The 24282-nt window shown below is 56.8% G+C and carries 28 protein-coding genes; 13 read left to right on the top strand and 15 right to left on the bottom strand.

What is annotated here, in order from left to right; genetic code table 11:
• Window positions 1-169: 169 nt before the first annotated feature.
• Window positions 170-376, top strand: coding sequence for a hypothetical protein (locus AB3X89_RS34695; RefSeq protein WP_368587286.1), 207 nt, complete (start codon window positions 170-172; stop codon window positions 374-376).
• A gap of 550 nt (window positions 377-926) precedes the next feature.
• On the opposite strand, the gene cyoD is transcribed toward AB3X89_RS34695, so the two are convergent.
• The 5 genes from cyoD to AB3X89_RS34670 all read right to left on the bottom strand — a co-directional run bounded on the left by cyoD (window position 927) and on the right by AB3X89_RS34670 (window position 5500).
• Entirely contained in the window at window positions 927-1253 is a 327-nt protein-coding gene (cyoD, locus tag AB3X89_RS34690) for a cytochrome o ubiquinol oxidase subunit IV (RefSeq protein WP_368587278.1), read from the bottom strand.
• The gene (gene cyoC, locus AB3X89_RS34685; RefSeq protein WP_368587277.1) at window positions 1253-1864 is read right to left on the bottom strand and encodes a cytochrome o ubiquinol oxidase subunit III; all 612 of its coding nucleotides are present in this window, start codon (window positions 1862-1864) and stop codon (window positions 1253-1255) included. Before cyoC ends, cyoD begins: the two co-directional genes overlap by 1 nt.
• Window positions 1864-3873 carry a cytochrome o ubiquinol oxidase subunit I gene (gene cyoB / locus AB3X89_RS34680; protein WP_368587276.1) on the bottom strand — a complete coding sequence of 670 codons (2010 nt, stop codon included), beginning with the start codon at window positions 3871-3873 and terminating at the stop codon, window positions 1864-1866. Before cyoB ends, cyoC begins: the two co-directional genes overlap by 1 nt.
• A gap of 6 nt (window positions 3874-3879) precedes the next feature.
• Window positions 3880-4776 (bottom strand): ubiquinol oxidase subunit II, encoded by an 897-nt coding sequence (gene cyoA / locus AB3X89_RS34675; protein WP_035491054.1) that lies wholly within the window; start codon window positions 4774-4776, stop codon window positions 3880-3882.
• Window positions 4777-4861: 85 nt separating this feature from the next.
• The gene (locus tag AB3X89_RS34670; protein WP_368587275.1) at window positions 4862-5500 is read right to left on the bottom strand and encodes an OmpW family protein; all 639 of its coding nucleotides are present in this window, start codon (window positions 5498-5500) and stop codon (window positions 4862-4864) included.
• A 314-nt stretch (window positions 5501-5814) separates the two neighbouring features.
• On the opposite strand from AB3X89_RS34670, the gene AB3X89_RS34665 reads away from it, so the two are divergent.
• Window positions 5815-6597: an IS5 family transposase gene (locus AB3X89_RS34665; RefSeq protein WP_368587274.1), complete on the top strand. Its 783-nt coding sequence runs from the start codon at window positions 5815-5817 to the stop codon at window positions 6595-6597.
• A gap of 293 nt (window positions 6598-6890) precedes the next feature.
• Here AB3X89_RS34665 and nifK read toward each other — a convergent pair whose 3' ends face one another.
• The 3 genes from nifK to nifH all read right to left on the bottom strand — a co-directional run bounded on the left by nifK (window position 6891) and on the right by nifH (window position 10938).
• Window positions 6891-8450: a nitrogenase molybdenum-iron protein subunit beta gene (gene nifK, locus AB3X89_RS34660; protein WP_368587273.1), complete on the bottom strand. Its 1560-nt coding sequence runs from the start codon at window positions 8448-8450 to the stop codon at window positions 6891-6893.
• Window positions 8451-8514: 64 nt separating this feature from the next.
• A complete protein-coding gene (gene nifD, locus AB3X89_RS34655) occupies window positions 8515-9978 on the bottom strand; it encodes a nitrogenase molybdenum-iron protein alpha chain (protein ID WP_018435030.1) in 1464 nt (487 codons plus the stop codon).
• Between the two features lie 78 nt (window positions 9979-10056).
• Window positions 10057-10938 (bottom strand): nitrogenase iron protein, encoded by an 882-nt coding sequence (nifH, locus tag AB3X89_RS34650; RefSeq protein ID WP_368587272.1) that lies wholly within the window; start codon window positions 10936-10938, stop codon window positions 10057-10059.
• A 445-nt stretch (window positions 10939-11383) separates the two neighbouring features.
• On the opposite strand from nifH, the gene AB3X89_RS34645 reads away from it, so the two are divergent.
• The 3 genes from AB3X89_RS34645 to AB3X89_RS34635 all read left to right on the top strand — a co-directional run bounded on the left by AB3X89_RS34645 (window position 11384) and on the right by AB3X89_RS34635 (window position 12982).
• Window positions 11384-11992 (top strand): hypothetical protein, encoded by a 609-nt coding sequence (locus AB3X89_RS34645; protein ID WP_018435028.1) that lies wholly within the window; start codon window positions 11384-11386, stop codon window positions 11990-11992.
• Between the two features lie 92 nt (window positions 11993-12084).
• Entirely contained in the window at window positions 12085-12726 is a 642-nt protein-coding gene (locus AB3X89_RS34640) for an ankyrin repeat domain-containing protein (RefSeq protein WP_368587271.1), read from the top strand.
• Between the two features lie 13 nt (window positions 12727-12739).
• Window positions 12740-12982, top strand: coding sequence for a zinc ribbon domain-containing protein (locus AB3X89_RS34635; protein WP_035491037.1), 243 nt, complete (start codon window positions 12740-12742; stop codon window positions 12980-12982).
• Window positions 12983-13040: 58 nt separating this feature from the next.
• Here AB3X89_RS34635 and AB3X89_RS34630 read toward each other — a convergent pair whose 3' ends face one another.
• The 7 genes from AB3X89_RS34630 to nifB all read right to left on the bottom strand — a co-directional run bounded on the left by AB3X89_RS34630 (window position 13041) and on the right by nifB (window position 17861).
• Window positions 13041-14204, bottom strand: a complete 1164-nt coding sequence (locus AB3X89_RS34630) for a DegT/DnrJ/EryC1/StrS family aminotransferase (RefSeq protein WP_368587270.1) — start codon at window positions 14202-14204, stop codon at window positions 13041-13043.
• Window positions 14194-14472, bottom strand: a complete 279-nt coding sequence (locus AB3X89_RS34625; protein ID WP_026228609.1) for a hypothetical protein — start codon at window positions 14470-14472, stop codon at window positions 14194-14196. Before AB3X89_RS34625 ends, AB3X89_RS34630 begins: the two co-directional genes overlap by 11 nt.
• A 1-nt stretch (window position 14473) precedes the next feature.
• Complete coding sequence (gene nifT, locus AB3X89_RS34620; protein WP_184228259.1) at window positions 14474-14692, bottom strand: putative nitrogen fixation protein NifT; 219 nt, start codon at window positions 14690-14692, stop codon at window positions 14474-14476.
• Window positions 14693-15010: 318 nt separating this feature from the next.
• A complete protein-coding gene (locus tag AB3X89_RS34615) occupies window positions 15011-15508 on the bottom strand; it encodes a nitrogen fixation protein NifZ (RefSeq protein ID WP_368587269.1) in 498 nt (165 codons plus the stop codon).
• Window positions 15509-15567: 59 nt separating this feature from the next.
• Window positions 15568-15930 (bottom strand): HesB/IscA family protein, encoded by a 363-nt coding sequence (locus AB3X89_RS34610; RefSeq protein WP_368587268.1) that lies wholly within the window; start codon window positions 15928-15930, stop codon window positions 15568-15570.
• A gap of 68 nt (window positions 15931-15998) precedes the next feature.
• A complete protein-coding gene (locus tag AB3X89_RS34605; protein WP_368587267.1) occupies window positions 15999-16193 on the bottom strand; it encodes a 4Fe-4S binding protein in 195 nt (64 codons plus the stop codon).
• Window positions 16194-16262: 69 nt separating this feature from the next.
• Window positions 16263-17861 (bottom strand): nitrogenase cofactor biosynthesis protein NifB, encoded by a 1599-nt coding sequence (nifB, locus tag AB3X89_RS34600; protein ID WP_368587284.1) that lies wholly within the window; start codon window positions 17859-17861, stop codon window positions 16263-16265.
• Window positions 17862-18265: 404 nt separating this feature from the next.
• Between nifB and nifV the strand changes: the two genes are divergently transcribed.
• The 8 genes from nifV to AB3X89_RS34560 form a co-directional block, all read left to right on the top strand.
• Complete coding sequence (nifV, locus tag AB3X89_RS34595; protein ID WP_368587266.1) at window positions 18266-19402, top strand: homocitrate synthase; 1137 nt, start codon at window positions 18266-18268, stop codon at window positions 19400-19402.
• 41 nt (window positions 19403-19443) lie between these two features.
• A complete protein-coding gene (gene nifW, locus AB3X89_RS34590) occupies window positions 19444-19782 on the top strand; it encodes a nitrogenase stabilizing/protective protein NifW (RefSeq protein ID WP_368587265.1) in 339 nt (112 codons plus the stop codon).
• Window positions 19783-19796: 14 nt separating this feature from the next.
• Window positions 19797-20645, top strand: a complete 849-nt coding sequence (locus tag AB3X89_RS34585) for a nitrogen fixation protein FixA (RefSeq protein WP_368587264.1) — start codon at window positions 19797-19799, stop codon at window positions 20643-20645.
• A complete protein-coding gene (locus tag AB3X89_RS34580; protein WP_368587263.1) occupies window positions 20642-21760 on the top strand; it encodes an electron transfer flavoprotein subunit alpha/FixB family protein in 1119 nt (372 codons plus the stop codon). Before AB3X89_RS34585 ends, AB3X89_RS34580 begins: the two co-directional genes overlap by 4 nt.
• On the top strand, window positions 21757-23070 hold the full coding sequence (locus tag AB3X89_RS34575) for an FAD-dependent monooxygenase (protein WP_368587262.1): 1314 nt from the start codon (window positions 21757-21759) through the stop codon (window positions 23068-23070). Before AB3X89_RS34580 ends, AB3X89_RS34575 begins: the two co-directional genes overlap by 4 nt.
• Window positions 23067-23369, top strand: coding sequence for a ferredoxin family protein (locus tag AB3X89_RS34570; protein WP_368587261.1), 303 nt, complete (start codon window positions 23067-23069; stop codon window positions 23367-23369). Before AB3X89_RS34575 ends, AB3X89_RS34570 begins: the two co-directional genes overlap by 4 nt.
• 60 nt (window positions 23370-23429) lie before the next feature.
• Window positions 23430-23933, top strand: a complete 504-nt coding sequence (locus AB3X89_RS34565) for a hypothetical protein (RefSeq protein ID WP_368587260.1) — start codon at window positions 23430-23432, stop codon at window positions 23931-23933.
• Window positions 23934-24065: 132 nt separating this feature from the next.
• Window positions 24066-24282: transposase (locus AB3X89_RS34560; RefSeq protein WP_368587283.1), on the top strand; the 217-nt coding region annotated here is incomplete at its 3' end.

Raw genomic sequence — 24282 nt, 5'->3', positions numbered from 1 at the left:
TGGACCACTTCGTTTCACGTGGGAACATGCCGCGCGCGCATACAGATGGGTCCGCCGACCGGTGCGTGCTCGGTCTACCTCTCTCGCCATGCCAACGCAACGTGGCACGTCTTCTCACCGCCGCCTCATCGTTCAGCGAGCCGGGGAAAGAAATACGCACGACGATGCCTTGAGCATTCTGCCGAAGGAAATGATCCAACTTCGCGCGTGGCTCAGCGACTGGTACGACCAGGCATTCGCCGCGGGCTACATTCACCCGCCCTTCATTCTCGACGAAGTGACCGCCGACCGGTTGGAAGGCTACTTCAAGGCGGGCCTGACGCAGCCGAAGGCGCAATTTTGTTCTTCGGCGTCGTGCATTGAGCGCAAGCGATGATGTTCGAAGAACTCGGCTGGATGTGCTTGTCGACCGCGAGTGCCGGATGTCGACGTCCGAAGCGTCGTCACGGCTTTGTCCGGTAAGGCCTTGATCAAGCATGCCGCCTGGCTAATCATAGGCCTCACCATTGGCCGGTTCTCAGGGGCGCGATGCAAATTGCTCCGTATATCTTTCACCTTGCTCGCGTCGCTTCAGCACACCGAATTCACTTTTAGCTGACGTACTGTCGTCAACAGCGCAAGCGGGGCGACTGAGCCTTTGGTCCCTGAAAAGTGCCGACAAAAACCGACGATTGCGAACCGAACCCGCGGCATTCACTGGCCGCCGCTCGAAACCGACGGCCATAACTCGCTTGTTTAGGTGAAACTGCAAGCGATCAACCAAATAGGCGAATAGGTGTACGGATCACATGGCAGAGGAACATATTCCTGATGCGATTCTGTTGCGTGGAGCGGAATCGGCGTTTCGCGGGAACCCAGCTCGCATGGAAGTGGGTGCGGGGCTAGTGCATGTCCGGCGCCGGAAAACAAAACCCGCAGGCAACTGACTAACGCGACATCATCAGCATACCGACGTTCTGCATCACCCAGACCGTGCCGAGGATCAGGAACGCAGCGGCTAGTATGGTGTAGCAGAGTGAAAGCACGTTCCATCCCTGCCCACGCGAGAGGGTCAGATGTAGGAAGCACACAAGGTGCACGACAACTTGCACAAAGCCGAGTACGGCGATCGCGATCATGGCCGTAGTTGCATCGAGGGCATCGTACAGCCCAATACCGAATGCGCCGGCCGTAAGTAATACCGAAAGAAAGAAGCCCGCGAGATACCTAGTGAGGCTGCCATGAGACCCCGCGTGAGTCTGCGCATAAGCCATTAGAGCATGCTCCCCAGATAGACGAAAGAAAACACGAAGATCCATACTACGTCGAGGAAGTGCCAGAATAGGCTCAGGCACGTTAGCCGGCGGACCTCCTGCTCACCAAGCTGAGGCACCCGCAGCACTTGCATCATCAGTACGAGCATCCACAGCAGGCCCAAGAAAACGTGAATTCCGTGCGCAGCGACGAGCGTAAAGAAGGCTGAGAGAAACGCGCTGCGCTGCGGGCCCGCGCCTTCCGCGATCAGCTGCGAGAACTCGCGAAGTTCGAGCGCGAGGAACGACGCGCCAAGAATGAATGTGATCACGAGCCAACCGAGCACGACACCGCTCCTTGCCCGCGGCACACCCAACATCGCGAAACCATAGGTGATACTAGAAAGCAATAGCACAGAGGTTCCCAGCGCCACGCCGGTTAGATCGAAGAGATCGTGACCCGTAGGGCCACCGGCGAACTGGTGCCTCAGCACACTGAACGTAGCAAAGAGCGCCGCGAACAGCATACAGTCGGTCATCAGATACACCCAGAAGCCGAACACCGAGTGCGATTGCGGATGATCTTGATAATCGACTTCTGAAAAATCTGCGCCAACGGTTTTCTGTAACATCAGTAAGCCTCCTCGGCGACTGAACCGTTAATCCCCATCGGGTCTCCGGTGCCAAACCGCCGTTCTTCGATCTCACGGACCATCGCCGCGGGAATGTAATATCCGTCGTTCTTGTCGAAGCTCTTTATGATCATCGTGAGGGCGATCCCAATGAAACCTAGCAAAGCGAGCCACGCGACGTGCCATACGGCCGCGAAACCCAGCACCAAGCTGTACATCCCTGTGAAAAAACCCGCCGACGTATTGGATGGCATATGGATGTCCACGTACTTTGACGCCAGCCCAAGGCCGCGGCCCGTTTCTTTCATGTACGCGAAGGCGTCAATGTCCTCCACTTTCGGAACGAGAGCGAAGTTGTAGACCGCCGGCGGTGAGGAAGTTGCCCATTCGAGCGTGCGCCCATCCCATGGATCGCCTGTCATATCCTTGTATTCGGCCTCGTTGCGGTTCACGAATGCCATCACCCACAGCAGAACCTGTAACAGGATCCCCACCGCGATGATCGCCGCGCCGAGCGCCGCAACAATGAAGTATGGTTGCCATTCAGCCACATCATAGTGATTTGTGCGGCGCGTCGCGCCCATTAAGCCGAGCACATAAACAGGTACGAAGGCCACATAAAAGCCGACGAACCAGCACCAGAACGACGCCTTGCCGAGCTTGTCATCGGGCTTGACACCGAACACCTTCGGAAACCAGTACTGCAGGCCAGCTAAATAGCCAAACACCACACCGCCAATGATGGCGTTATGAAAATGAGCGACCAAGAAAAGCGAATTGTGAAGCACAAAGTCCGCGCCCGGAATCGCCATCATCACGCCGGTCATGCCACCGATAGAGAACGTCACCACGAAACCGATGGTCCAGAACACGGGCGCAGCGAATTGAACGCACCCGCGATACATCGTGAATAGCCAATTGAAGATCTTGACGCCGGTCGGAATCGCGATAATCATTGTGGCGATGCCGAAAAATGCGTTGACGTCGGCGCCTGAGCCCATGGTAAAGAAGTGGTGCGCCCAAACAAGAAACGAAAGTAACATGATCGCACACGATGCGTAGACCATCGTCCTGTAACCGAATAGCGGCTTCTTGCAGAAGGTAGCCATCACTTCCGAATAGATGCCGAAAGCGGGCAGCACTAGAATATACACTTCGGGGTGGCCCCACGCCCAAATCAGGTTCAAGTACAACATGGCGTTGCCACCAAGTTCGTTCGTAAAGAAGTGCGTGCCAATATAACGATCGAGGCCGAGCAGCGCTACGGCGACCGTGAGAATGGGAAACGTCGCCATGATGAGGACATTCGAACAGAGCGCCGTCCATGTGAACACGGGCATCTTCATGAGCGACATCCCCGGCGCGCGCATCTTGATGATTGTGACAAAGAAGTTCACGCCCGACATCAAGGTGCCGACACCCGAGAGCTGGATCGACCATATATAGTAGTCCACTCCAACGCCAGGACTAAATTTCAGCTCGGAAAGCGGCGGATACGCGAGCCAGCCGACCTTCGCGAATTCGCCAGCTACGAGGGACAGATTGATCAACACCGCGCTGACTGCGGTCAACCAGAAGGAAAGCGAGTTCAGGAACGGAAACGCCACGTCGCGCGCGCCGATCTGCAATGGCACGACGAGATTGAAGAAGCCTACCATGAGCGCCATCGCCATGAAGAAGATCATGATGACGCCATGCGCCGTGAAGATCTGGTCGAAGTGATCCGGCGGCAGATAGCCTGGCGAATTGAACGCCACGGCTTGTTGAAGGCGCATCATTACGGCGTCGGCAAAGCCGCGCACCAACATGAGCACGGCTACAATCATGTACATGACGCCGATGCGCTTGTGGTCCACGCTCGTGAGCCACTCGACCCAGAGGTACTTCCACTTGCCTTCTAAGGTGACCAGCCAGAACACGCCGAGGACAACAAGCGCCATAAACACCGACGCCCCCATGACGATGGGCTGATCGAAAGGCATCGCGTCTAATGTGAGTTTTCCGAACATGGCTGTTTACCCTTTGGTTACGCACGATGAGACAGTGAAATCCGCGACGTTGCCGTTGTTGTATTTGCCGACGATTTTGTCGAAAAGCCTCCGGTCGACCTTCGAGAAGTACTGCACGGGCGCGTTTGCGTGCGGCTGCGTGACCGTTGCGTACCGATCCATCGTAAGCTGGGTCGATGAAGCTTTTACCGTCTCCACCCACGCATCGAAGCCCCGCTGGCTCGTAGCCACCGTACGGAACTTCATATCGGAGAAGCCTTTGCCGCTGTAATTCGACGAGAAGCCCGTGAAGTCGCCCGCTTCGTCGGCGATCAGGTGTAACCGCGTTTGCATGCCGGCCATCGCGTAGACTTGAGTGCCAAGTTGCGGGATGAAGAAAGAGTTCATCACCGAGTCCGACGTGATGCGAAAATTGACCGGCGTGCTGACAGGCACCGCCAATTCGTTCACTGTAGCGATGCCGAGGTCAGGATAGATAAAGAGCCATCTCCAGTCGACCGCGACGACTTCGACGTTGATGGGCTTCACGTCCGATTCCAGTGGTTTATAAGGGTCGAGCTCATGCGTGGTACGCCACGTAAGGATGGCGAGGAATAGAATGATGGCAGCGGGTATGGCCCAGACCACCACTTCAATCGCCGTTGAGTGAACCCAGGTCGGGACGTAGCGTGCGCTGCGGTTCGACGCGCGGTAGCGCCACGCGAAGGTAAGCGTGAGGATAATAACGGGAACTACGATCAGCAGCATGGCCCATGTGGCCGAGGCGATGAGTGATCTCTCCGCCGCGCCTACGCTACCCTTGGGACTCAGGACGAGAAACTTGGGGCTACACCCAGCAAGAGAAACGAACAGCCAACCACCGATAGGGATTAACCACTCCTTAAAAGCTTTCCTCTCTGTCATGCCCTATCTTCTCCCAAGTTAACCACTGTACAAGGAGCGAAGCCAGCCGTTCACTGAACCGTCTGTCGCTTGAGATTCGCAACGTCTAGAACTTCACCCCGACGCCAATACCAATGACCAGCGGATCGAGATGCAAGGCGCCAATTGTCGAGCCGCCAAGCGATGCGTCAGTCTTCATCCATATCTTCTTGATGTCGGCGTTAACGAATAGACTCTTTGATGCCTGCACGTCAATCCCGACCTGCAGCGCAGGACCAAAGCTGTGATTCTTTATAGAGACGGGTACACCTCCCGCATGCAATCCGTTGTTATAGAAGAGCGTGTAGTTGAGTCCGGCACCAACGTACGGTCGAACGCGTCCCGCATGATTAAAATGATATTGCAATAACAATGTCGGTGGCAGCACGTTAACGCCACCAAGGTCGCCGAGATTCGACGTCAGGTGATGACGTGAGGTACCAAGAATCAACTCCACGCCGATGCTGTCCCGTACCATATAAGTGAAATCGACCTCTGGCACCAGCGCGTTGCTTACGCCGACATCGAGCGCGGAAAGCGTGTCAGTGCTGCGAACTTGCGGTTCAATGCTTATCGCGCGGAGGCGTACCAACCAATCACCTACGTAGTTTCCGACGACTTCACTGTCGGCGGCGTTAACTGCGTGCGGTCCAAATGGCGACATAAGGAGTAGTGCTGCAGCCACATTACGGAGTTGCTTTATCATTGTCATTACCTTTAGCCATTAACCTTCTACACTGTGTCCGAATTCGTGGCCGATAGCGTTGATCGCAATCAACTGATGTTTTACGCAGTGCTTGTGTGCGTTACCGCGTCGCAGGCCATATGAGTTCTTGCACTTCTCCGTCCGCGCTCCGAATTGCGCAATGCTTCCCGAAATGTTTTGCAACCGATCGTGGGATTGCGATATGCCGTGTGGCTCTCAGTAGCACTAAGAAGCCTTAACAAAATGATTGCTTTGATCTGTTAACTTCCAACGATTGCTGTTAACCTCGTCATTGTTTCGGTGACGAGGAGGCCATGGCCAAACTACTCGTTGATGCGTTGTGGGCACTCATTGAACCCTTGATGCCCCCACCCAAACCTCGCCGCTCACGGTATCCCGGACGCAAACCACTGGATGACCGGGCCATGCTTACCGGCATCCTGTTCAGCTTTCAGACGGGCCTGCGCTGGGACCTGCTGCCCCGCGAGATGGGCTGCGGCAGTGGCATGAGTTGCTGGCGCCGTCTACGAGACTGGCAGGCTGCCGGCGTCTGGCACCGGCTACACGAAGTGGTGCTCGCGAAGCTACGCGAGTCCGACCGGATTGACTGGTCCCGTGTCTTCGTCGACTCCTCCTCGATCCGCGCGGTGGGTGCAGGTCAAAAACGGGACCGAATCCCACCGTCCGCGCGCAACCTGGTTCAAAGCATCCCGCTCGCGGCAATCCTCACCGGCGCCAACCGTCACGATCTCACCCAGCTTCATACGCTGGTTGATGCGATCCCACCCATTGCCGGCAAGCGCGGCCGGCCGCTTTCGAAGCCCCGCATCGTTCAGGGCGATCGGGGCTACGATCACGACAAATACCGCCGTCCGCTGCACGCAGCCGGCATCGCTACCGAAATCGCCCGACGTGGCCGCCCTCATGGCAGCGGCCTTGGCAAAACCCGCAGGGTCGTCGAGCGAACCATTTCGTGGCTTCACAACTTCCGGCGACTGCGCATCCGCTTCGAACGCCTTGCCTTCATCCACCAAGCCTTCATCAAACTCCCCTGCGGCATCATCTCTTGGCGAAGGCTGAAGGACTCATTTTGTTAACGCCTCTAAGTAGCGCTATGAATGGCAAAATGCAGCGCGGAGGAGTCGACCGTCATCTTCTGGTCGACTAACCGCCGACGCTTCGCGAAAGGTCCGGAGCAATCGTCGCGCCGCTCCTAATGTCGATTCTTGCCTTCGCGCTTCGGTCTTGAGGATGCTATTGGAACAGCAACGCAGCCGAATCCAGCGACGTCGAGCAATTAGGGAGACCCAATATCCATGCTTTCCGGCGGGTTGAACTGCCACCCCTTTTAGCACTCGACACTGAGCCCAGCCCCGAACGGGTCCACCCCTCACCGGATGATGTCATAGCTGTAATCGGTCTTCGAGATGTCAATCGTGCTTGCATCGAGTGTCTCGAAGAATTCATCCAGCAGCGCTAACAGAACGCGTAATGCCCCCGCATACCCCCACGTCGGATAGCGGTGGTAATGGTGGCGGTCGAAAATCGGAAACACGAGTCGGACGAGCGGCGTACCAGTGTCGCGCTCCAAGTACTTTCCGTGTGTATTGCCGATCAGGAAATCCACTGGTTCCGTAAATAGCAGCGAGCGCAAGTGCCATAGATCGCGCTTTGGATAGACCTTGCATCCTTCACCATATGGCGACGCGTCCAGCAATGCCCTAACCTTTTCCGCCCACCCCTCGTTACCGTTCGTCGAGAGCACGTGCACCGGCTCCGCGCCCAACTCAAGCAGGAAGTTCGTGTAACCGAGCATCTGATCTGGATCGCCATAGAGCGCATACCGCTTGCCGTGCAGACTCGCCTGACTGTCTGCCATCGCATCAACTAGTTGCCCACGCTCCCTTTCAAGTTCAGCCGGGATTGGTCTTCCCGTCACGCGCGAAATCTCCATGAGGAAATGATCTGTACCTGAAACGCCGACAGGCGCATTCAGTGACACGACTTCGTGGCCATGATCGGCGAGGAACTTGCTGGTCTTTTCACAGCAATACTCCTGAAAGACGAACGTTGCCTTGGCGTTCAGCGCACGTTCGACCTCCTCTTTCGTAGTCCCGCCCTCGTACATCCGAAATTCGCCATCAGTCGGCGTGTTCCAAGTTCCCGATGGATCGCAAATAATATTCACGCTTACGCCAAATAAATCGAAGATACGCCGAATCTCCTTCATGTTTCCGACCACGAAGCCGTCGAACCCTCCGATAAAGTTCACGCTCTCGTCAGGAACTCGCAAAAGTGGTGCAGTAGTGCCCGCCTTGCCGTCCCAAAAGTACTTCAGGATGCCCTGGAGCGCATTGTCGTAGCCGGTCACGTGGCTGCCGACAAACGCGGGCGTATGCGCGAACGGCACGTCGTAATCTTGTGGCACGCTGCCCTTCTGCTTGCTATTCTTGATGAACGCGTCGAGGTCGTCGCCAATCACCTCCGCCATGCAGGTCGTGGATACGGCGATCATGTCGGGCTTGTAGAGATTGTATGCATTCGCGAGACCGTCGATCATGTTGTTCAGACCACCGAACACGGCCGCATCCTCTGTCATGGACGAACTGACGCACGACGTCGGCTCTTTAAAGTGTCGCGAAAAATGCGAACGGTAATAGGCCACGCAGCCCTGCGAGCCATGCACGAAAGGCAGTGTCTTATGGAATCCGTTCGCGACGAATACGGCACCAAGAGGCTGACACGCCTTGGCTGGATTTATGGTCAGGGAGTCACGGGCGAAGTTCTTCAGTTTATAATCTTCTGTCTTCGTCCATTCGGCAACCCGCTTTATCGCCTCGTCGGAATGGTTGAACTCGAAGTTATCTTTCTTATTGCGAAGGAGCTCTTGATACTCCGGCTCGCGAAACAGCAGTTCGTGATCGAGAATTTTGTCGCTTGATTGGGGCATGATTGGCTCCTGTATTGATGTTCTATGCAACCGGCGATCAGCGCGGCCATGCCGCTAACAGCGCTCACGCCGCCTTCTTCCACGGTGCTTTCGACAGACTCCAGACAGGACTCGAGATCGCCATGTCCATGTCCCGCGCGAAGATAGCGAAGCCGTCGTAGCCATGATATGGGCCAGAATAATCCCAGCTGTGCATCTGGCGGAATGGGACGCCCATCTTCTGAAAGACGTATTTTTCTTTGATGCCGGAGCCGACGAGGTCTGGTCGCGTATGTTCGACAAACTTCTCGAATTCGTAGCCAGTCACGTCGTCGTAAATCAGAGTGCCTTCTTTTATGTGATGCGTTGTGCGCTGGTAGTCGTCGTTGTGAGCAAACTCGTAGCCGGTACCGACAACTTCCATCCCAAGATCCTCGTACGCGCCTATTACGTGGCGTGGGCGAAGGCCACCTACAAACAGCATCACTTTTTTCGTCTGAAGCCGCGGCTTATATTTGGCTATGACGGCATCCATCAACGGACGGTATTTTGCGATCACCTTCTCGGCGTTTTCCATAATGGTGTCGTCGAATCGGCTTGCAATCTCGCGCAAGCTCTTTTCGATCATTGTCGGGCCGAAAAAATTGTATTCGACCCATGGAGTGCCATACTTCTCCTCCATGTGCCGGCTGATGTAGTTCATCGAACGGTAGCAGTGAAGCAGGTTGAGCTTAGATCGCGGCGTATTCTCAAGTTCTGCGAGAGTGCCATCGCCTGACCACTGCGCGATGACCCGCAGGCCCATTTCCTCGAGGAGAATGCGGCTCGACCACGCATCACCGCCAATGTTGTAGTCGCCAATGATCGCGACATCGTACGGCGTGGACTCCAGCGCGGATCGCTGTCTCGGCTCGGCGCGGTCGAACACGCAGTCGCGAATCGCATCGTTTGCGAGGTGATGCCCGAGTGACTGCGATACGCCTCGAAAGCCCTCACAGCGCACCGGTACGATCGTGTGCCCGCCGTACTGCGCGCTCTTCCTTTTAGATACTGCCTCAATATCGTCACCGATGAGGCCGATTGGGCATTCGGTTTGGACGGATATGCCCCTGTTCAGCGGAAACAGCTCCTGAATCTCGTCGACGATCTTATCGAGTTTCTTGTCGCCGCCGAACACAATGTCCTTCTCTTGGAAGTCGGACGTGAATTGCATCGTGACAAACGCATCGATTCCTGTCGTCCCGACGTAGTAGTTGCGGCGCGATCCCCACGAGTACTGCCCGCATCCGACAGGTCCGTGACTGATGTGAATCATGTCCTTGATCGGCCCCCAGACGACGCCCTTCGAGCCCGCGTAAGCGCAGCCCCGAATCGTCATCACCCCCGGCAAAGACTTGATGTTTGACTTCACACCACAGTCAGGCTTGCCCTGTTCGAAGGAACCCAAATGCTTGGCCCGCCGTTTAGCCATTTTTTCAGGGTAAGCTCGCAGCACTTCGTCAATCAAGGCCTTATTAGCAGCTTTGCGTTCTTCAACCGTCGCGGTCATTGAAAATCCTATAAGTGAAGACTGTCGTTGGCGGAAACGGTAGCCGTGCGCTGCACGGCTACCGTCGTCCAGCACTCGTCAGGCGGTGAGCTCGGCGGAGGTCTTGCCGACTTGGGACTCATCGACTTGCACTATAATTCCTTTTTCCATCAATAAGTCTTCGAGCTGATCCATTGTGATCGGGGTTGGGATCACGCCATTGCCGCCGTTATGGTGAACCTTCTCCGCAAGCGCGCGATATTGCCCAGCCTGCTCGCTGTCCGGCGCGTACTCAATCACGGTCATCCGACGAAGTTCCGCATGCTGCACAATGTTGTCGCGCGGGACGAAGTGAATCAATTTAGTGCCTAGCATCGCTGCCATTGATTCGGCCAGTTCAAGTTCCTTGTCGGTTTTGCGCTCGTTGCAAATGAGTCCGCCCAAACGCACACCCCCACTGTTCGCATATTTCAAGATTCCCTTCGAGATGTTATTAGCGGCGTACATCGCCATCATTTCTCCCGACATCACGATGTAAATTTCCTGTGCCTTGTTCTCGCGAATAGGCATTGCAAAACCACCGCAAACGACGTCGCCGAGCACATCGTATGACACGTAGTCGACTCCGTCGTAGGCGCCATTCTCCTCAAGGAAGTTGATCGATGTGATGACACCCCGACCCGCACAGCCGACGCCTGGCTCAGGCCCGCCCGACTCGACACAGCGGATATTCTTGTAGCCTATCTTCATAACGTCATCGAGTTCGAGGTCTTCGACCGAACCGGCTTCCGCCGCGAGAGAGAGGATGGTGTCCTGAGCTTTCGCGTGCAATATAAGACGTGTCGAGTCGGCCTTGGGATCGCACCCAACGATCAAGATCTTTTGCCCAAGGTCGCTAAGCGCTGCAAGCGTATTCTGCGACGTGGTCGACTTACCGATGCCGCCCTTTCCGTAGAAGGCAATTTGTCGAAGTTGAGACATTGTTTTACTCCATTGAGATTAGAAGGTAAAACCATAGGTGCGAATCAGCACTGAAAAGCCACGACCAAGTCCTCAGCCTGCTGTGTCTATATGGTCTTCTTCTAGAGTCACGCATCGGCCGGAGTGTGTCCGCGCCCTTCGTCCCTGCAACGTCCATGCCACAAGCCCCTGAATCCGCCAAATGCTTGCTCAGCGAGGCCATCCGCAAACTCTCCAATTTCGGCCACCGACAATTTCGACGTCGTCTTCCTGACAAACCGCACGCCCCTTTGCCCCAAATGGACATCCACGTGCAGAGTTGTCGCCCGCTTGACCCGGCTTACCGCAGTATTGGCCAGCATGCAGCATTGGTACGGATGTTGCGAGTTTCTGGCTGCCCGCTGAAAAGGCACGATCCAGCACCAGATTAACTATGCCACGCTATTTCTCCAATTAGGATTACAGAATGCCTGATACGCTAACCTCTCCTGCGCTCAGTGGGACACCATTTGCCCGCCTCGATCGCGAGGGGCGCCTCCTCAACCCCGTCTTTAAGGGCCGCACAAATGCGGCTGACAGGTTCGGCTTTCGCGGTGAGCTGGCGCTACGATTTGGGCCTCACCTCGCCGACGAGGCCCGTCCGCCCGAGCTCTCTTGCGAGCAGGTGATGGCTGTCGCGAATGCTGGCGACCCACACGTCCAATTCTTCGCAGGTTGGTTACTGAGTTTTGAACACTTGACGAATGTCGGAGAAGTACTCGGCGAGGCCCTGTCGCACCACGGCAAGTACTTCCTGTTCTGTGACAACATCGATCTGTCCAGCCGCTTTCAGGTGCCGTACAAAGAAGCGACGTTTTATGTTTTGCCGATACTCGAATCGACAGTCTACAACGAGATGCTCGAACTCCTTTACCTGGAGAAGGGCGACCTCAAGAGGACAGACACTGCCGGGAAGCTCGATGCTATCGTCGATGCGGCGATGCAATTTAGCTTTTCCTTTGACACGATAAGTTACGCGGAAGGCCTCAAACTGATGGGACCGATTCGCGATCCAAATGAAAACAGGCCCGTCTGACGACAGCGTCACGGCAGGTCGCCCGCATGTAATCGCTGCCTCGCGTTTCAGAATGTGACGGCGATTCCAATCACCTCCACCGGAGCGAAAGCATGTCACTGCGCACCAAGACCGCATCACGTCAAACCGCGTCACTCGAGACTCCCCTACTCGAAAGCCCGAGCCACACGCACACGGATACCGCGAACGCCGACGCAGATCTTCATGCACCTCCGTGCGTGGCGGTTGCGAAATGGCTCGATGCTCACGACTTCCCGGACACTCAATCGCGCAGCATTGACGGCATTACGCCCTTAATGCTGGCGGCGCTGCACGGCGAAGACTACATTGTCGCTGCGCTACTCGAATCAGGCGCACGCATCAGCGCCCTCGACGACGAAGGAAACCATGCGCTGTGGTATGCATGTTTGGGCGGCGCACCAGGACCGATCCTTCGGTTGGTCGGTGCAGGACTCGCTCTTGATCACCTAAACGCGGACGATATGACGTGTCTGATGCAGGCGGCCGCCACCGGTCGAATTGAGGTTATGTGGCTGTTGCTGTCGCTCGGCGCGAATGACAGTCTCGTTGCGCCAGACGGCCGTGACGCCCTCGACATGGCTGCCGATTTGGGACTCCAGTTACTGCACGCGGCACACGAACGCAGGAGCCCCAAATTGGTCTCAGCCGGCGAATCGCCTTATTATGACCCGGGGAGCGCGCGCGGCGTCTTCTCCGATAATGTTTCCCGTTGACCTGCCCCTCGTCATGCCGCTCTACGACTATGTATGTCGCAACTGCAGGTTGCGTTTCGAAACTCTCGTGCGCACGAACTCGCCCGTGGCCTGCCCCCGCTGTCAGAGCACCGAACTGGAGAAGCAGGTCAGTGCACCGTCCGCCCCAGCGCGCAGCAGGGCAATCATCGCTGCGGCCCGCCGTCAAGCGGCGCACGAGGGACATTTCAGCAACTACTCGACGGCGGACCGCAGCAAACTGTTGCGTGAGGGTTAATAAAGGCGCAGCGACAACATGGCCGATGTTACCTTCTTCTCTCTTTCCGTTGTTCTACCTAGAGATAGATCGCGGCCCCCGCACCGACGTTGGTCGCCGTGTCCTTCAAAGTTTTGACGATGTACTTCACATCCTGAACAGTAAGCTGAGTGTGCAGCGGCAACGCGAGTGCTCGATCGCCAATCCGCTCGGTATCGGGCAGACAGCCTCGTCGACCTCCAATAGCATCGGCGGCCTTCATGTAATGAAACTGCTCATGCAACGGATGGCTGTAGGCTGCCGTTTCTACCCCGGAAGCCAGCATGTCGTCGATCATTTGAGCACGCGCGCTGTGAGTAAACCTCTTGCCCAGATGCACGACGTAAAGCATCCAATTCACTTCGTCCACGTCCTCCGCCTGATACGGTGGTTTGATGCCTTCGAAGCTCTCCATCGCTTCATGATACCAGGCTTCGACCCGCTTCCGTTGGGCGAGCCGCTCCTCGAGCCCTGCCAGTTGTGCGAGGCCGAGCGCGGCGGTGATTTCACTCATACCCGCCTGCAGCGGCACCCGGGCACCGAGGGAGACCGACTTTCGATCGGCGCTCAGACGTCGCCTTAAGTAACGCAGTTCGTGCGCCAAGCTGTCGTCGTCCGTGACGAGCATTCCGCCCTCTCCCGCACACAACGCGGAGGGTGGCGAAAAGTCAAAAACCGTCACTTTACCGAACGACCCCACGCAGCGCCCGCGGTAGCGTGATCCGAGCGCCTCAGTGCTATCCTCGATCAGGCTCAGACCATTCAAATCGGCAAGCTCGCGCAACGATTGCCACGCGGCCGGATGTCCGTTCGTATTTCCCGCAAGGATTGCACGCGTCCGATCTCCAATCTTCTCTTGTGCCTTCATCGCGTCGAGGCAACCGCTCCAGTAGTCGATGTCGGCAAACACCGGTGTCGCGCCAGCGAGGGTGATCGCATGCGCGATCTGATGCCATGTATGCGATGCGCAGATGACTTCATGGCCTTGACCGATGCCGAGCGCACGCAGCGCAATCCAAGTGCCGAGCGTCCCGCTCGCCACTGCGACCGCATGGACACGGCCGCTCCAGCCTGCGAATGCAGTCTCAAAAGAATCGAGCATTGGTCCGTCGCTCCAGCACGACGATTGCAGGACCGCGTGAACCAGCTCGACCTCCCGCGGCCCGCACGCAGGCTCAGTAAGTGAAATTCCCTCAGTTTCCATCGTAGACTCCGTCTTCTGCAAGGATGAGCATATTGGCCTCACTTGCGTCTGTTGTCACGGAAACACAGACACCTGTCGACGTCGCGAGATAAACGCGGCGGCCCCGAAACTGGAGGAGGGGTTTTTCATTGACAAGCTCGACCGCGCTAATCCGAATGACTCGCACATCGGGATACGACTTCCGCCAGGTTGCGGCAGCCTCCAGCAGCGTCGGTTCGCTCAGCATCAACTCGGCGATAGTACTGATCTGATCTGCTGTAAGTGCCATGTCAGTCGGGCTCACCCGCGACGCGACGCGCTTCTACGGTGACAGGAAGCGTTGTATCGGCCGCCATCTCCGGCAGCTGGAATCGCCAGCCGTTCGCAAGCGTTATCACTCCGCCCCACATCTTCTTGCCATCGATGCAGACGATCTGCTCCTCGAGATCCTTCTTTGGCACGTAGGCGCTGAGTATGCCTTTCCTGTCCATGCGGATCATTAGTTTCACGTTGAGAGTTCCAAGGTCGGTTAAAAGATTCGCACTTCAACAAGTAAATCCAATAAATCTAACGATCGGGCCGAGAAGCACAGCGCTCGTCGTAGGTGGCTCTTGTACTGCGACCAGTGCCTCCCAGCTCTGATAGACCGATATCGTCCTTCTTCCCTTACGACCGTCCAGCCGGGCGCGATCTCGCCCTCAGTGCAGCGACCGCCTGCCCGTCAAAATTGACTGATTGAGCGCATCGCAAGACTCGCAGGCACCACGTATTTCTGGCCATTTCGGCAAGCCTCCAAGCCTTAACCAGAAAGCCGCTTCCGCACCGGCCTAAAATAGACTTCGCCGTTGCAAAGGTCCCGCAACTCCGTGACGCGGATTGCCGACGACTAGACGGGCTCCGTTGACTTGCGAACCGTCCGGTGCATCATAACCATGCCCATTACACGAGCCGCGTCCGACGGTTCCATTGTGGTCAGTTCCCTCGGGGATACGAAGACCTATCCAGCATAGATCGGCCGCATGCTCGCCCAAACGGGCGAGCACGTCATGGGGAAGGTGGTCGAGCGTGCATAGCTCCTTGGCGCGCATGCCGACGCGATGGTCGATTTCGACGAAGTGAACTGCATAGATGTAGAACCGTTGCAGGAAGGTTTCGATTCCGATCACATACCCCACGTCGCCTTTGCTGACGAGCGATTCACCCAAAGCCTTACCGGCGTAGGTGCCGTCGTTACGGATGGAGAAGCGCGAAGCGACGCGCTCACCAATGCTGAAGCGAGGCGCAAATGTGAGCTCAATGAGGTCATCGTTGTCAGTTCCAGTCATACTTTTCCTCCGTGACATACCGAACTGCTAGCTCAAGACAACTGCGGTCGATGAATGCGTCACCCGCGTCCGATCGCGCTCACATCAATCCGAGCGACATCGGCACTGACCGCGACGACCGACCGTTGGTCCTCCTTAATAAATGCGAAACCTGACCGATCTGGCGTTTCGATAAAGTCGATCTTCAGACCATCTAGCAAAACGCGGCTTTCTGCCGGCAAGAAAATTCGCAGTCCGTGGACTTCGATGGTCTCGTCGCCGGTCCGAGCCTCTACTTCGGCACTGAATTCGGCGTCATATCCAGAGCATCCGCCGGTCCTGACAAGAAGACGAAAACCAGCACTTGATGGCAAGCCGGAAAAACGCACCACACGGCGCATAAACTTTTCCGCGGCAGCGGTAACAGAAAATTTGGTCAACATGATGTCGGCATGGTAACAGTTAGCAGTCGTTTGACGATTCGTCAATGTGCTGCCCGCGGCTAGCGATGCTAGCTCATCACAATGCACCCGTCCACGGGACAAACCGCCAAGCACTGCGGAGTATCAAACTGTCCTTCGCATACGGTACATTTCTTCGGATCGATCGCGAACACGCCACCTTTCTCGCTTATGGCGACATTCGGGCACTGCGGCTCGCAGGCCGAGCAGCCGGTACAGGTCGAGGCAATGATCTTCAGGGGCATAATGGCACTCCTTGTAATGATGGTTTGTATAGCGCGCGGGCAGCGCCGATCCATTTGTCCGTCTGCCGCTCAATCAGCAGCAGCCGTCGCAGTGATCGACGTCTTCTGCCGGATCCCGGGGGCGCCACGCTCCACGTGCACGGTCACGCCTTTCGTGATGCGGCTGCAATATTCGATGAACCATATCAGCGCGGCTTTTTCGATTGTTTCGTACGCGTACTGGTCCACCGGCTCAATGCCCGCCTGCGACAGCTCCTTGCGCGGACACAAACCGACCTTCGCAACCAGTACAGCGTGGCAATCGCTGATCGCGTGTATGAGCGGTGGCAGGCGATCTTCATCATCATGGCCGCCCCGACAATACGACTCCACGCGGCGGTGTCCCACAAAGATCACTCCGCCAGCGCTGACCTCGAAAATCTGGAACTCGGAGACATGCCCGAAATGTGCGTTCACGCGGCCGTCTCCCTTCGTCGCGACAGCGATCAGCACCTTCAGGTCGGCCGGCACTTCGCTCGCCTTCACCAAAGCCATTGCAGTCTGTTTCGCGTCGCGCTGCGCATTGCGTTGCACTTCCACTCGGCGCTGATGTTCCCGACGGTAATTAGCGTCGGACCTAGTTTCCATGTCGTCGATCCCGTCGAGCTTGAACTCGTCGCGGCGGTCCTCACTCAGTAGACCTACTGCGTCCGCACGGCACTGACGGCAATGGCGCATTAACGTAGCGCCTCCCTTGCAACGGTCCTGCACGACCATTAACTCGCTAGCAGTAGGGCCACGCTGTCCGTGCAGTCCGAAATACGTGCCATGCTCAGCGTCCGAGATGAGCGGCATGATATTGTGCAGGAAAGCACCGCGCTTCTTCACTTCGCTGTTCACCTCGATCAGGTGTTCGTCATTTATGCCCGGAATCAACACCGAGTTGATCTTCGTCAACACGCCGCGCGCCGTGAGCATTTCGAGCCCTTGCATTTGCCGCTCATGAAGGATCTGCGAGGCCTCCTTGCCCCTGACGCGCCGGTGGTCCCAAAAAATCCACGGATAGATCAATTCACCGACGTTGGGGTCCACCATATTGATGGTGATCGTCACATGCTCAACAGCGTTGCTGCAAATCTCATCGACAAAGTCCGGCAACGCTAGTCCGTTCGTTGACAGACATAGTTTGATGTCCGGAGCGCGCTCGCGGAGCATACGGAAAGTGTCAAAAGTCCTCTTTGGATTGGCGAGCGAGTCACCGGGACCCGCAACGCCCAACACCGTCAACTGCGGAATCTTGGCCGCGACGGCCATAACCTTATTCACGGCCTGCTCCGGCGTCAGCTTCTCCGACACGACGCCGGGTCGCGACTCATTGGAACAGTCATATTTACGATTGCAGTAGTTGCATTGGATGTTGCAGGCGGGCGCCACCGCCACATGCATTCGCGCGTAATGGCGATGCGCGTCTTCCGAAAAACAAGGATGCTTGCTTATCCTTTCCCATACTTCTGCCGGCTCGCGCTCAGGCACGTCCGACGAACTGCAGCCCGACTTGTCTGCGCGGCCGTGGGTGTCGCAGCCGTCGATCTGAACAAGCGCATGTCCGGTCACCCTCAGGGTTAGTGTCTTTTGGATGCCGACAGGCGCAGTCGAGGACAGCGTGCTGGCATTCGCGCAATCTTGCATGGATGTTCTCTCCAAAGCCTCCAGTGGTTCGCCGGCTTTATCAGCGAAATCCATGCCACTCACTCGAACTCCATTGGTATCGGTACGTGAGTTGGCCAACCAACTCAATGTTCTTCCTACGCGTCTTGACCAAAAGCCGACAACCAAGCCGTATTCTGTCGCTGTCACGACAGAAATAACGCACTCGTCGTGAGCACAAATTGCTTTTGGTAGGCCACTATACGCTCTCAATCACCCGGCACTGCCGCATTGCGCGCGTGGGGCATCCGCGATCCTCCGCCTGAAGGGCAAGCTTCGGCCGTTCGTGTGGCGCCGACAGGGTACCGCAAAGCGTTGTTTTGACGTGTAGACCATCACCTGGCACAACGTTTGCAACCCATGGCCAACAACTGAAGCGATCCGACATGAGCAACCCAATCATCAATGACACGACACTCCGCGACGGCGAGCAAACCGCTGGCGTCGCATTTCGCACAGAGGAAAAGTGCGCGATTGCCGCCGCGCTGTCGCAAGCTGGCGTCTCCGAACTCGATATCGGCATTCCAGCCATGGGCGAAGACGAAATGGCGTGCATTGATGCGATTGTCGACATGAACCTCGACGCTCGTCTGATGGTTTGGGGGCGACTCACCGACGAGGACCTCAGCGCGGCATTACGCTGCGATGCCGACATGATTCATCTTTCGGTCCCGGTATCGGATATTCACTTGCAACACAAGCTACGACAGCCGCGTAGTTGGGTGCTAGCGCGCATCGCACGCGTCATTGGTAAGGCTGCGAAAAGCCACCCCAAGATCTCCCTCGGTATGGAAGACGCCTCGCGTGCGGACCCCTCGTTCATCTTAGAAGTTGCGCGATGCGCAGAGCAGCATGGGGCTCAGCGCGTTCGATTTGCGGACACCGTAGGCATATTGGATCCTTTCAAGACATTCCACGCTATCGCAGCAATTCGCGCCGCCGTGGACCTGGAAATCGAAATCCATTCGCACGACGACCTCGGACTCGCCACCGCCAACACGCTAGCGGCCCTCTCGGCAGGGGCGACCCACGCCAGCACTACCGTCAACGGCCTGGGTGAGTGGGCCGGCAATGCAGCGCTTGAGGAAGTCGTCATGGGCACGCGACATCTGCTCCGACGAGACACCGGCATTGACGCAACTGCGTTATGCGACATCTCATCGCTGGTCGAACGGGCGTCTGGCCGCGCTATTTCCTCCAACAAGAGCATTGTTGGTAGGGACGTCTTTACGCACGAGTCAGGCATTCATACCGACGGCCTTTCGAAGCACCCCACGACCTACGAGGGATTCGATCCCGCAGAACTAGGCCGGCACCGGTCGACGATACTCGGCAAACATTCTGGATCCCAAAGTGTGCGTGACGCCTACGACGCTCTTGGCGTCAAAGTGTCTGAGCGGCTTGTGCCCCAGTTGCTTGCACGTATCCGGTCATTTGCCACACAGTACAAACAGGCGCCGGGGACAGCCGATCTGCATCGCTTCCTGACCCAAGCACGTGGCACCCGAGTTAAGGTGTCTTGAAGCCGTCATCGGGTGCGCATTGGTCCAATAGGAGAAACTACGTGCAAGAAGTTATCGAACAACTGCATCGCCTGTCGTCCGCGGAAGACTTCCTGCAATTCTTTGACATTTCATACGATGAGAAGGTAGTGAACGTCAGCCGCCTGCACATTCTCAAGCGTTTTTTTCAGTACATCGAGCAACAGAAGGCGCTACCGCGTAATAACGCGGCGGCTGTGTTCTCTATCTATCGATGTTTACTGAATAAGGCCTACAACGACTTCGTCTTGTCCACGCCCGCAGAGCAAAAGGTTTTCAGAGTCTTTCAGGAATCGGACGGACGGCGGGTCGTCTCACTTGACCAGCTGCGCGCGTCGCTGCCAGCACGCGGCGACGCCTGACCCCGGAGTACCCAATGCATATTGTCGTTTGCATCAAGCAGGTACCGGACTCGGCACAGATCCGCGTTCACCCTGTCACCAACACCATCATGCGTCAAGGCGTCCCAGCCATCGTAAACCCGTACGATCTGTTCTCGCTGGAGGAAGCGTTGAGGCTGAAGGACCTCTTTGACGGTACTGTAACCACACTCTGCATGGGGCCGCCGCAGGCTGAAGACGCACTTCGCAAATGCGTCAGCTATGGGGCCGACGAGGCTGTACTCGTCACCGATCGCGCTTTCGCTGGCGCCGACACGCTGGCAACGTCATATGCGCTGGCTACCGCGATCCGACAAATCGCCAAGGAACAGCCGGTCGATATGATCTTTACTGGCAAGCAGACTATCGACGGCGACACTGCTCAGGTCGGCCCCGGCATCGCTACACGCATGGGCTTCCAGTTGCTCACCTACGTGTCCAGGATCGTGGAAATCGACCTCACCGCACGCTCGATCGTCGTCGAGCGTCGCGCAGAAGGCGGCGTACACGTACTCAAAACTCGATTGCCATGCTTGGTGACGATGCTTGAGAACACCAACGAACTTCGCTTCGCGTCGCTGCCCAGAATGATCCACGCGGCAGCTTTTCCGGTACGGAAATGGAATCGCGAGCAGGCCGGCATCGAGGACGTTAGCAAAATTGGGCTGAAAGGCTCACATACCGTAGTGAGCAAAGTGTTCGGCCCAACACCGCGCGAGCAAAAAGCCGAGATGCTCACAGTGGATATGGCGAGCCTGCGCGGCGTCTCGTTGGATCTGGTGCATAGGATGTTCGCTCGCCATCCGACTTTGGAGGCAGACGTGCTAATGAAGAGGAACTTATGAACTCGACCGTTGCCACGAAAAAGCAGCCGGCCTTGAATGCCGGAGGCCGCAACCTGGAGCTACCGGAACATCTGAAAAACTACACCGGTGTCTGGGTCTTCCTTGAGCACGACCGCGGCCACGTGCATAGCGTGTCGTGGGAACTGCTCGGCGAGGCGCGCAAGCTTGCAGACAAACTTGGCAGCAACGTCTGCGTGGCGGTGCTCGGCGGCACGGATGAGCCCCTCGAAAAGTTTTCAACTGAGGCGTTCAGCCTTGGAGCAGACAAAGCCTATGTCATTCACGACCCAGTGTTGCGTGGTTATCGCAATGAGCCATTCACGAAGGGGCTGACCGATCTGGTCAACAAATACCACCCTGAAATTCTACTGCTCGGCGCGACCTCGATGGGCCGGGATCTCGCCGGCTCCGTTGCGACAACCCTGCTCACTGGGCTCACCGCCGATTGCACCGAACTGAACATCGATCCGACCTCCCGGTCACTGGCGGCCACCCGTCCGACGTTTGGCGGCTCATTGCTCTGCACGATCATGACGCTTGCATATCGCCCGCAGATGGCGACGGTACGCCCACGGGTCATGGCGATGCCCTCAGCGCAAGAAGGCCGCGTCGGCGAGGTCGTGCAGGAAACACTGGGGCTCGTCGAAGCCGACATTGCCACCAAATTGCTCGACTTTGTCGCCGATACGACGAGTTCTCAGATCAACCTTCCGTATGCGGATGTGATCGTCAGCGGCGGCAAGGGTCTCAAAACTCCGGAGAATTTTCGACTCGCGTTTGATCTGGCGCGCGTACTCCGTGGTGAAGTCGGCGCTACGCGCCCGTGCGTGCAGGCAGGTTGGGTCGAGGCGGATCGACAAGTCGGGCAAACTGGCAAAACCGTGCGGCCAAAACTTTATATCGCAGCCGGCATCTCGGGGGCAATCCAGCATCGCGTCGGCATGGAAAGCTCGGACGTGATTGTCGCAATCAACACCGATCCCAACGCACCTATTTTCGATTGCGCGCATTACGGCATCGTCGGGGACGCACTGCAGTTGCTGCCCGCGCTAACGCACGCCTGCAAGGAACACTTGGCACTTCGGCAAATGCGAGACACCAGGAGAGTTAGATGAGAGAATCGTCGCAATTCGACGCGATCGTCGTGGGTGCCGGACCGTCGGGCAACGCTGCGGCCTATGTTATGGCTAAAGGTGGACTCAAAGTACTTCAAATTGAACGCGGCGAATATCCCGGTAGCAAGAACGTTCAAGGTGCGATTCTTTACGCCAATGCACTTGAAGAAATCATCCCAGACTTCCGTGACGACGCGCCACTTGAGCGCCACATCATTGAACAGCGCATGTGGATGCTCGACGATACTTCGTTTGTGGGCACACACACGCGTAGCGACGACTATAACAACCCACCGTATAACCGCTACACGATCATACGGGCGCAATTCGACAAGTGGTTTTCGTCGAAGGTCCGTGAGGCCGGTGCCTTACTGATCTGCGAGACTACGGTGAATGACCTGATTCTTGACGGAGACCAAGTTGTCGGCGTCCAGTGCGACCGCGAACACGGCGAAGTTTATGCGGATGTCGTGATTCTCGCTGACGGCGTCAACTCAACTTTGGCCCGCAAAGCGGGCTTTCATGGTGAGATCGAAGCGCGCAACGTCGCACTAGCTGTGAAAGAGATCCTCTTCATGCCCGAGGAGGCAATTCGCGAGAGGTTTAACGTTGCCGATCAAGAAGGCGTTGTAATAGAGATGGTTGGACGAATCACAGATGGCATGGCAGGGACTGGGTTTCTTTACACGAACAAAGAGTCGCTGACGATCGGTGTCGGCTGTATGCTGAGCGACTTCAAGAAGAACTCTAATCGCACAACGCCGTATCTGCTTCTCGAGAAAATGAAGCGTCATCCGTCCATCGCTCCTCTTATCGCGGGCGGCGAGATGAAGGAGTACTGCGCGCACCTCATTCCCGAAGGAGGGTTTAATGCGATCCCGCAAGTATACGGTAACGGCTGGATGATCATCGGTGACTCGGGCGGCTTCGTCAACGCCGCGCACCGAGAGGGCTCCAATCTCGCGATGACGACGGGGCGCCTCGCCGCCGAGACAGCAATAGCCGCCAAAGCGGCCGGCCGCCACGGCTACCGTGCCAGCACGCTGTCAGCGTATAAGGACGCGCTAGACAAGAGTTTCGTGATGAAGGACTTGCACAAGTACCGCGATATGCCGAAGATCCTACACCATAATCCCCAGTTCTTTACCACATACCCTGATCTCGTCGCGAAAGCGGCCCGCACGATGATGACGGTCGATGGCATCGACAAGAAGACCAAGAAACGCGAGGTCATAACCAGCTTCCGTAAAAGTCGCTCGGTGACAGGGCTGATCGGCGACGCATACAAATTCTGGAGGGCTTTCCGATGAACAATACGATCACTGCCAACATCGACGAAAAGCTGTTTCAAAATCGCTACCGAGTGGACGTCGGGCGGCCGCACGTCCGCATAAAAGACGTGGACATTTGCACCAACGATTGCACAGATAAGAGCTGTACATTCGTGTGTCCCGCCTCCTGTTATCGGAACGAGAACGACGGCTCAGTCACGTTGGTCACCGACGGCTGCCTCGAATGCGGTAGTTGCCGCATTTTGTGCACCGAACACCATAATGTTGAATGGGCCTATCCGCGCGGGGGATATGGCATACAGTTCAAGTTCGGTTAAACGAACAAGCTCAGTATCGCTCCCGCGGCTGAGCGCCTTATTACATCCGGAGAAACTTTGATGAATCTAATTTCTGGTATCGAGTCAACGGATCTGTTCGGCGGTGAAGTTCCGGCCGGCGTACTACAGCTGATCGAGAGAACCCGCCGCGGCAGCGATGACGATGTGGCCGCCGCGTTGTGGACCGCCATCCTGTCCTATCCGCGCTGCCTGCCACCCTACTATCTGCTATATAAGTTCCATGCAAACCGGGGAGAACTTGGCGAGGCGCACAGAGTCGCAACGAGGGCTTTGGCGGTCGCTGCCTGGGAAGCGTCGATCAGCAGTGATTGGTGCGCAGTACAGCCGAGCGACGCGGACTTCTCCATTCCCGGGCCGCCGCGCTTTTGGCTCTTTACGCTAAAGGCGCTTGCGTTCATCAGCGTACGGCGTGGCAAACGGGCCCTTGCACTGAAGCTGATTGCCAAACTACGCTGGCTGGACCCGATTGATTGCATCGGTTTCGAGGTCGTCGAAGCCTTACTAGCGCAGTCAGAACACGGCAATCGCAAACTGGCGAATTGACAGACAGCAATTCGTCACTAAGGTTGCAAGCGAATTCCGGACCTCGCCGCTGAGGGCGTCGCAATCCCCGAACAACTAATGCAATTCTAGAGCGTGTTAGGAACTTCGATTGAGACCTGGTATCCTGGCGGGATGAAAAGAACCGACCGCAAAGGGTATCCGACAGATGTGTCGGATGAGGAATGGAGTTTCGCGGCGCCGTATCTGACGCTGATGGACGTTGACGCGCCCCAGCGCAAATACGAACTGCGCGACATGTTTGATGCATTGCGCTGGATGGCTCGTGCCGGCGCGCCGTGGAGGATGCTGCCCAATGATTTCCCGCCGTGGGAGCTGGTGTATCAGCAGA

The organism is Paraburkholderia sp. BR14320 (assembly GCF_040948665.1).
Lineage (GTDB): Bacteria > Pseudomonadota > Gammaproteobacteria > Burkholderiales > Burkholderiaceae > Paraburkholderia > Paraburkholderia youngii.
The sequence above is the reverse complement of the archived record's forward strand: the minus strand, read 5'-3'. Positions and strand labels throughout refer to the sequence as shown.

Coding starts and splice junctions, on each gene's coding strand:
- AB3X89_RS34570 (WP_368587261.1), top strand. CDS start 23,067: ATGAACAATACGATCACTGCCAACATCGACGAAAAGCTGTTTCAAAAT.
- nifB (WP_368587284.1), bottom strand. CDS start 17,861: ATGCAAGATTGCGCGAATGCCAGCACGCTGTCCTCGACTGCGCCTGTC.
- AB3X89_RS34640 (WP_368587271.1), top strand. CDS start 12,085: ATGTCACTGCGCACCAAGACCGCATCACGTCAAACCGCGTCACTCGAG.
- cyoD (WP_368587278.1), bottom strand. CDS start 1,253: ATGGCTTATGCGCAGACTCACGCGGGGTCTCATGGCAGCCTCACTAGG.
- cyoA (WP_035491054.1), bottom strand. CDS start 4,776: ATGACAGAGAGGAAAGCTTTTAAGGAGTGGTTAATCCCTATCGGTGGT.
- nifV (WP_368587266.1), top strand. CDS start 18,266: ATGAGCAACCCAATCATCAATGACACGACACTCCGCGACGGCGAGCAA.
- AB3X89_RS34645 (WP_018435028.1), top strand. CDS start 11,384: ATGCCTGATACGCTAACCTCTCCTGCGCTCAGTGGGACACCATTTGCC.
- AB3X89_RS34630 (WP_368587270.1), bottom strand. CDS start 14,204: ATGGAAACTGAGGGAATTTCACTTACTGAGCCTGCGTGCGGGCCGCGG.
- AB3X89_RS34615 (WP_368587269.1), bottom strand. CDS start 15,508: ATGACTGGAACTGACAACGATGACCTCATTGAGCTCACATTTGCGCCT.
- AB3X89_RS34585 (WP_368587264.1), top strand. CDS start 19,797: ATGCATATTGTCGTTTGCATCAAGCAGGTACCGGACTCGGCACAGATC.
- nifK (WP_368587273.1), bottom strand. CDS start 8,450: ATGCCCCAATCAAGCGACAAAATTCTCGATCACGAACTGCTGTTTCGC.
- AB3X89_RS34665 (WP_368587274.1), top strand. CDS start 5,815: ATGGCCAAACTACTCGTTGATGCGTTGTGGGCACTCATTGAACCCTTG.
- AB3X89_RS34610 (WP_368587268.1), bottom strand. CDS start 15,930: ATGTTGACCAAATTTTCTGTTACCGCTGCCGCGGAAAAGTTTATGCGC.
- AB3X89_RS34580 (WP_368587263.1), top strand. CDS start 20,642: ATGAACTCGACCGTTGCCACGAAAAAGCAGCCGGCCTTGAATGCCGGA.
- AB3X89_RS34575 (WP_368587262.1), top strand. CDS start 21,757: ATGAGAGAATCGTCGCAATTCGACGCGATCGTCGTGGGTGCCGGACCG.
- AB3X89_RS34635 (WP_035491037.1), top strand. CDS start 12,740: ATGCCGCTCTACGACTATGTATGTCGCAACTGCAGGTTGCGTTTCGAA.
- cyoB (WP_368587276.1), bottom strand. CDS start 3,873: ATGTTCGGAAAACTCACATTAGACGCGATGCCTTTCGATCAGCCCATC.
- AB3X89_RS34670 (WP_368587275.1), bottom strand. CDS start 5,500: ATGATAAAGCAACTCCGTAATGTGGCTGCAGCACTACTCCTTATGTCG.
- AB3X89_RS34605 (WP_368587267.1), bottom strand. CDS start 16,193: ATGCCCCTGAAGATCATTGCCTCGACCTGTACCGGCTGCTCGGCCTGC.
- AB3X89_RS34565 (WP_368587260.1), top strand. CDS start 23,430: ATGAATCTAATTTCTGGTATCGAGTCAACGGATCTGTTCGGCGGTGAA.
- AB3X89_RS34625 (WP_026228609.1), bottom strand. CDS start 14,472: ATGGCACTTACAGCAGATCAGATCAGTACTATCGCCGAGTTGATGCTG.
- cyoC (WP_368587277.1), bottom strand. CDS start 1,864: ATGTTACAGAAAACCGTTGGCGCAGATTTTTCAGAAGTCGATTATCAA.
- nifH (WP_368587272.1), bottom strand. CDS start 10,938: ATGTCTCAACTTCGACAAATTGCCTTCTACGGAAAGGGCGGCATCGGT.
- nifD (WP_018435030.1), bottom strand. CDS start 9,978: ATGACCGCGACGGTTGAAGAACGCAAAGCTGCTAATAAGGCCTTGATT.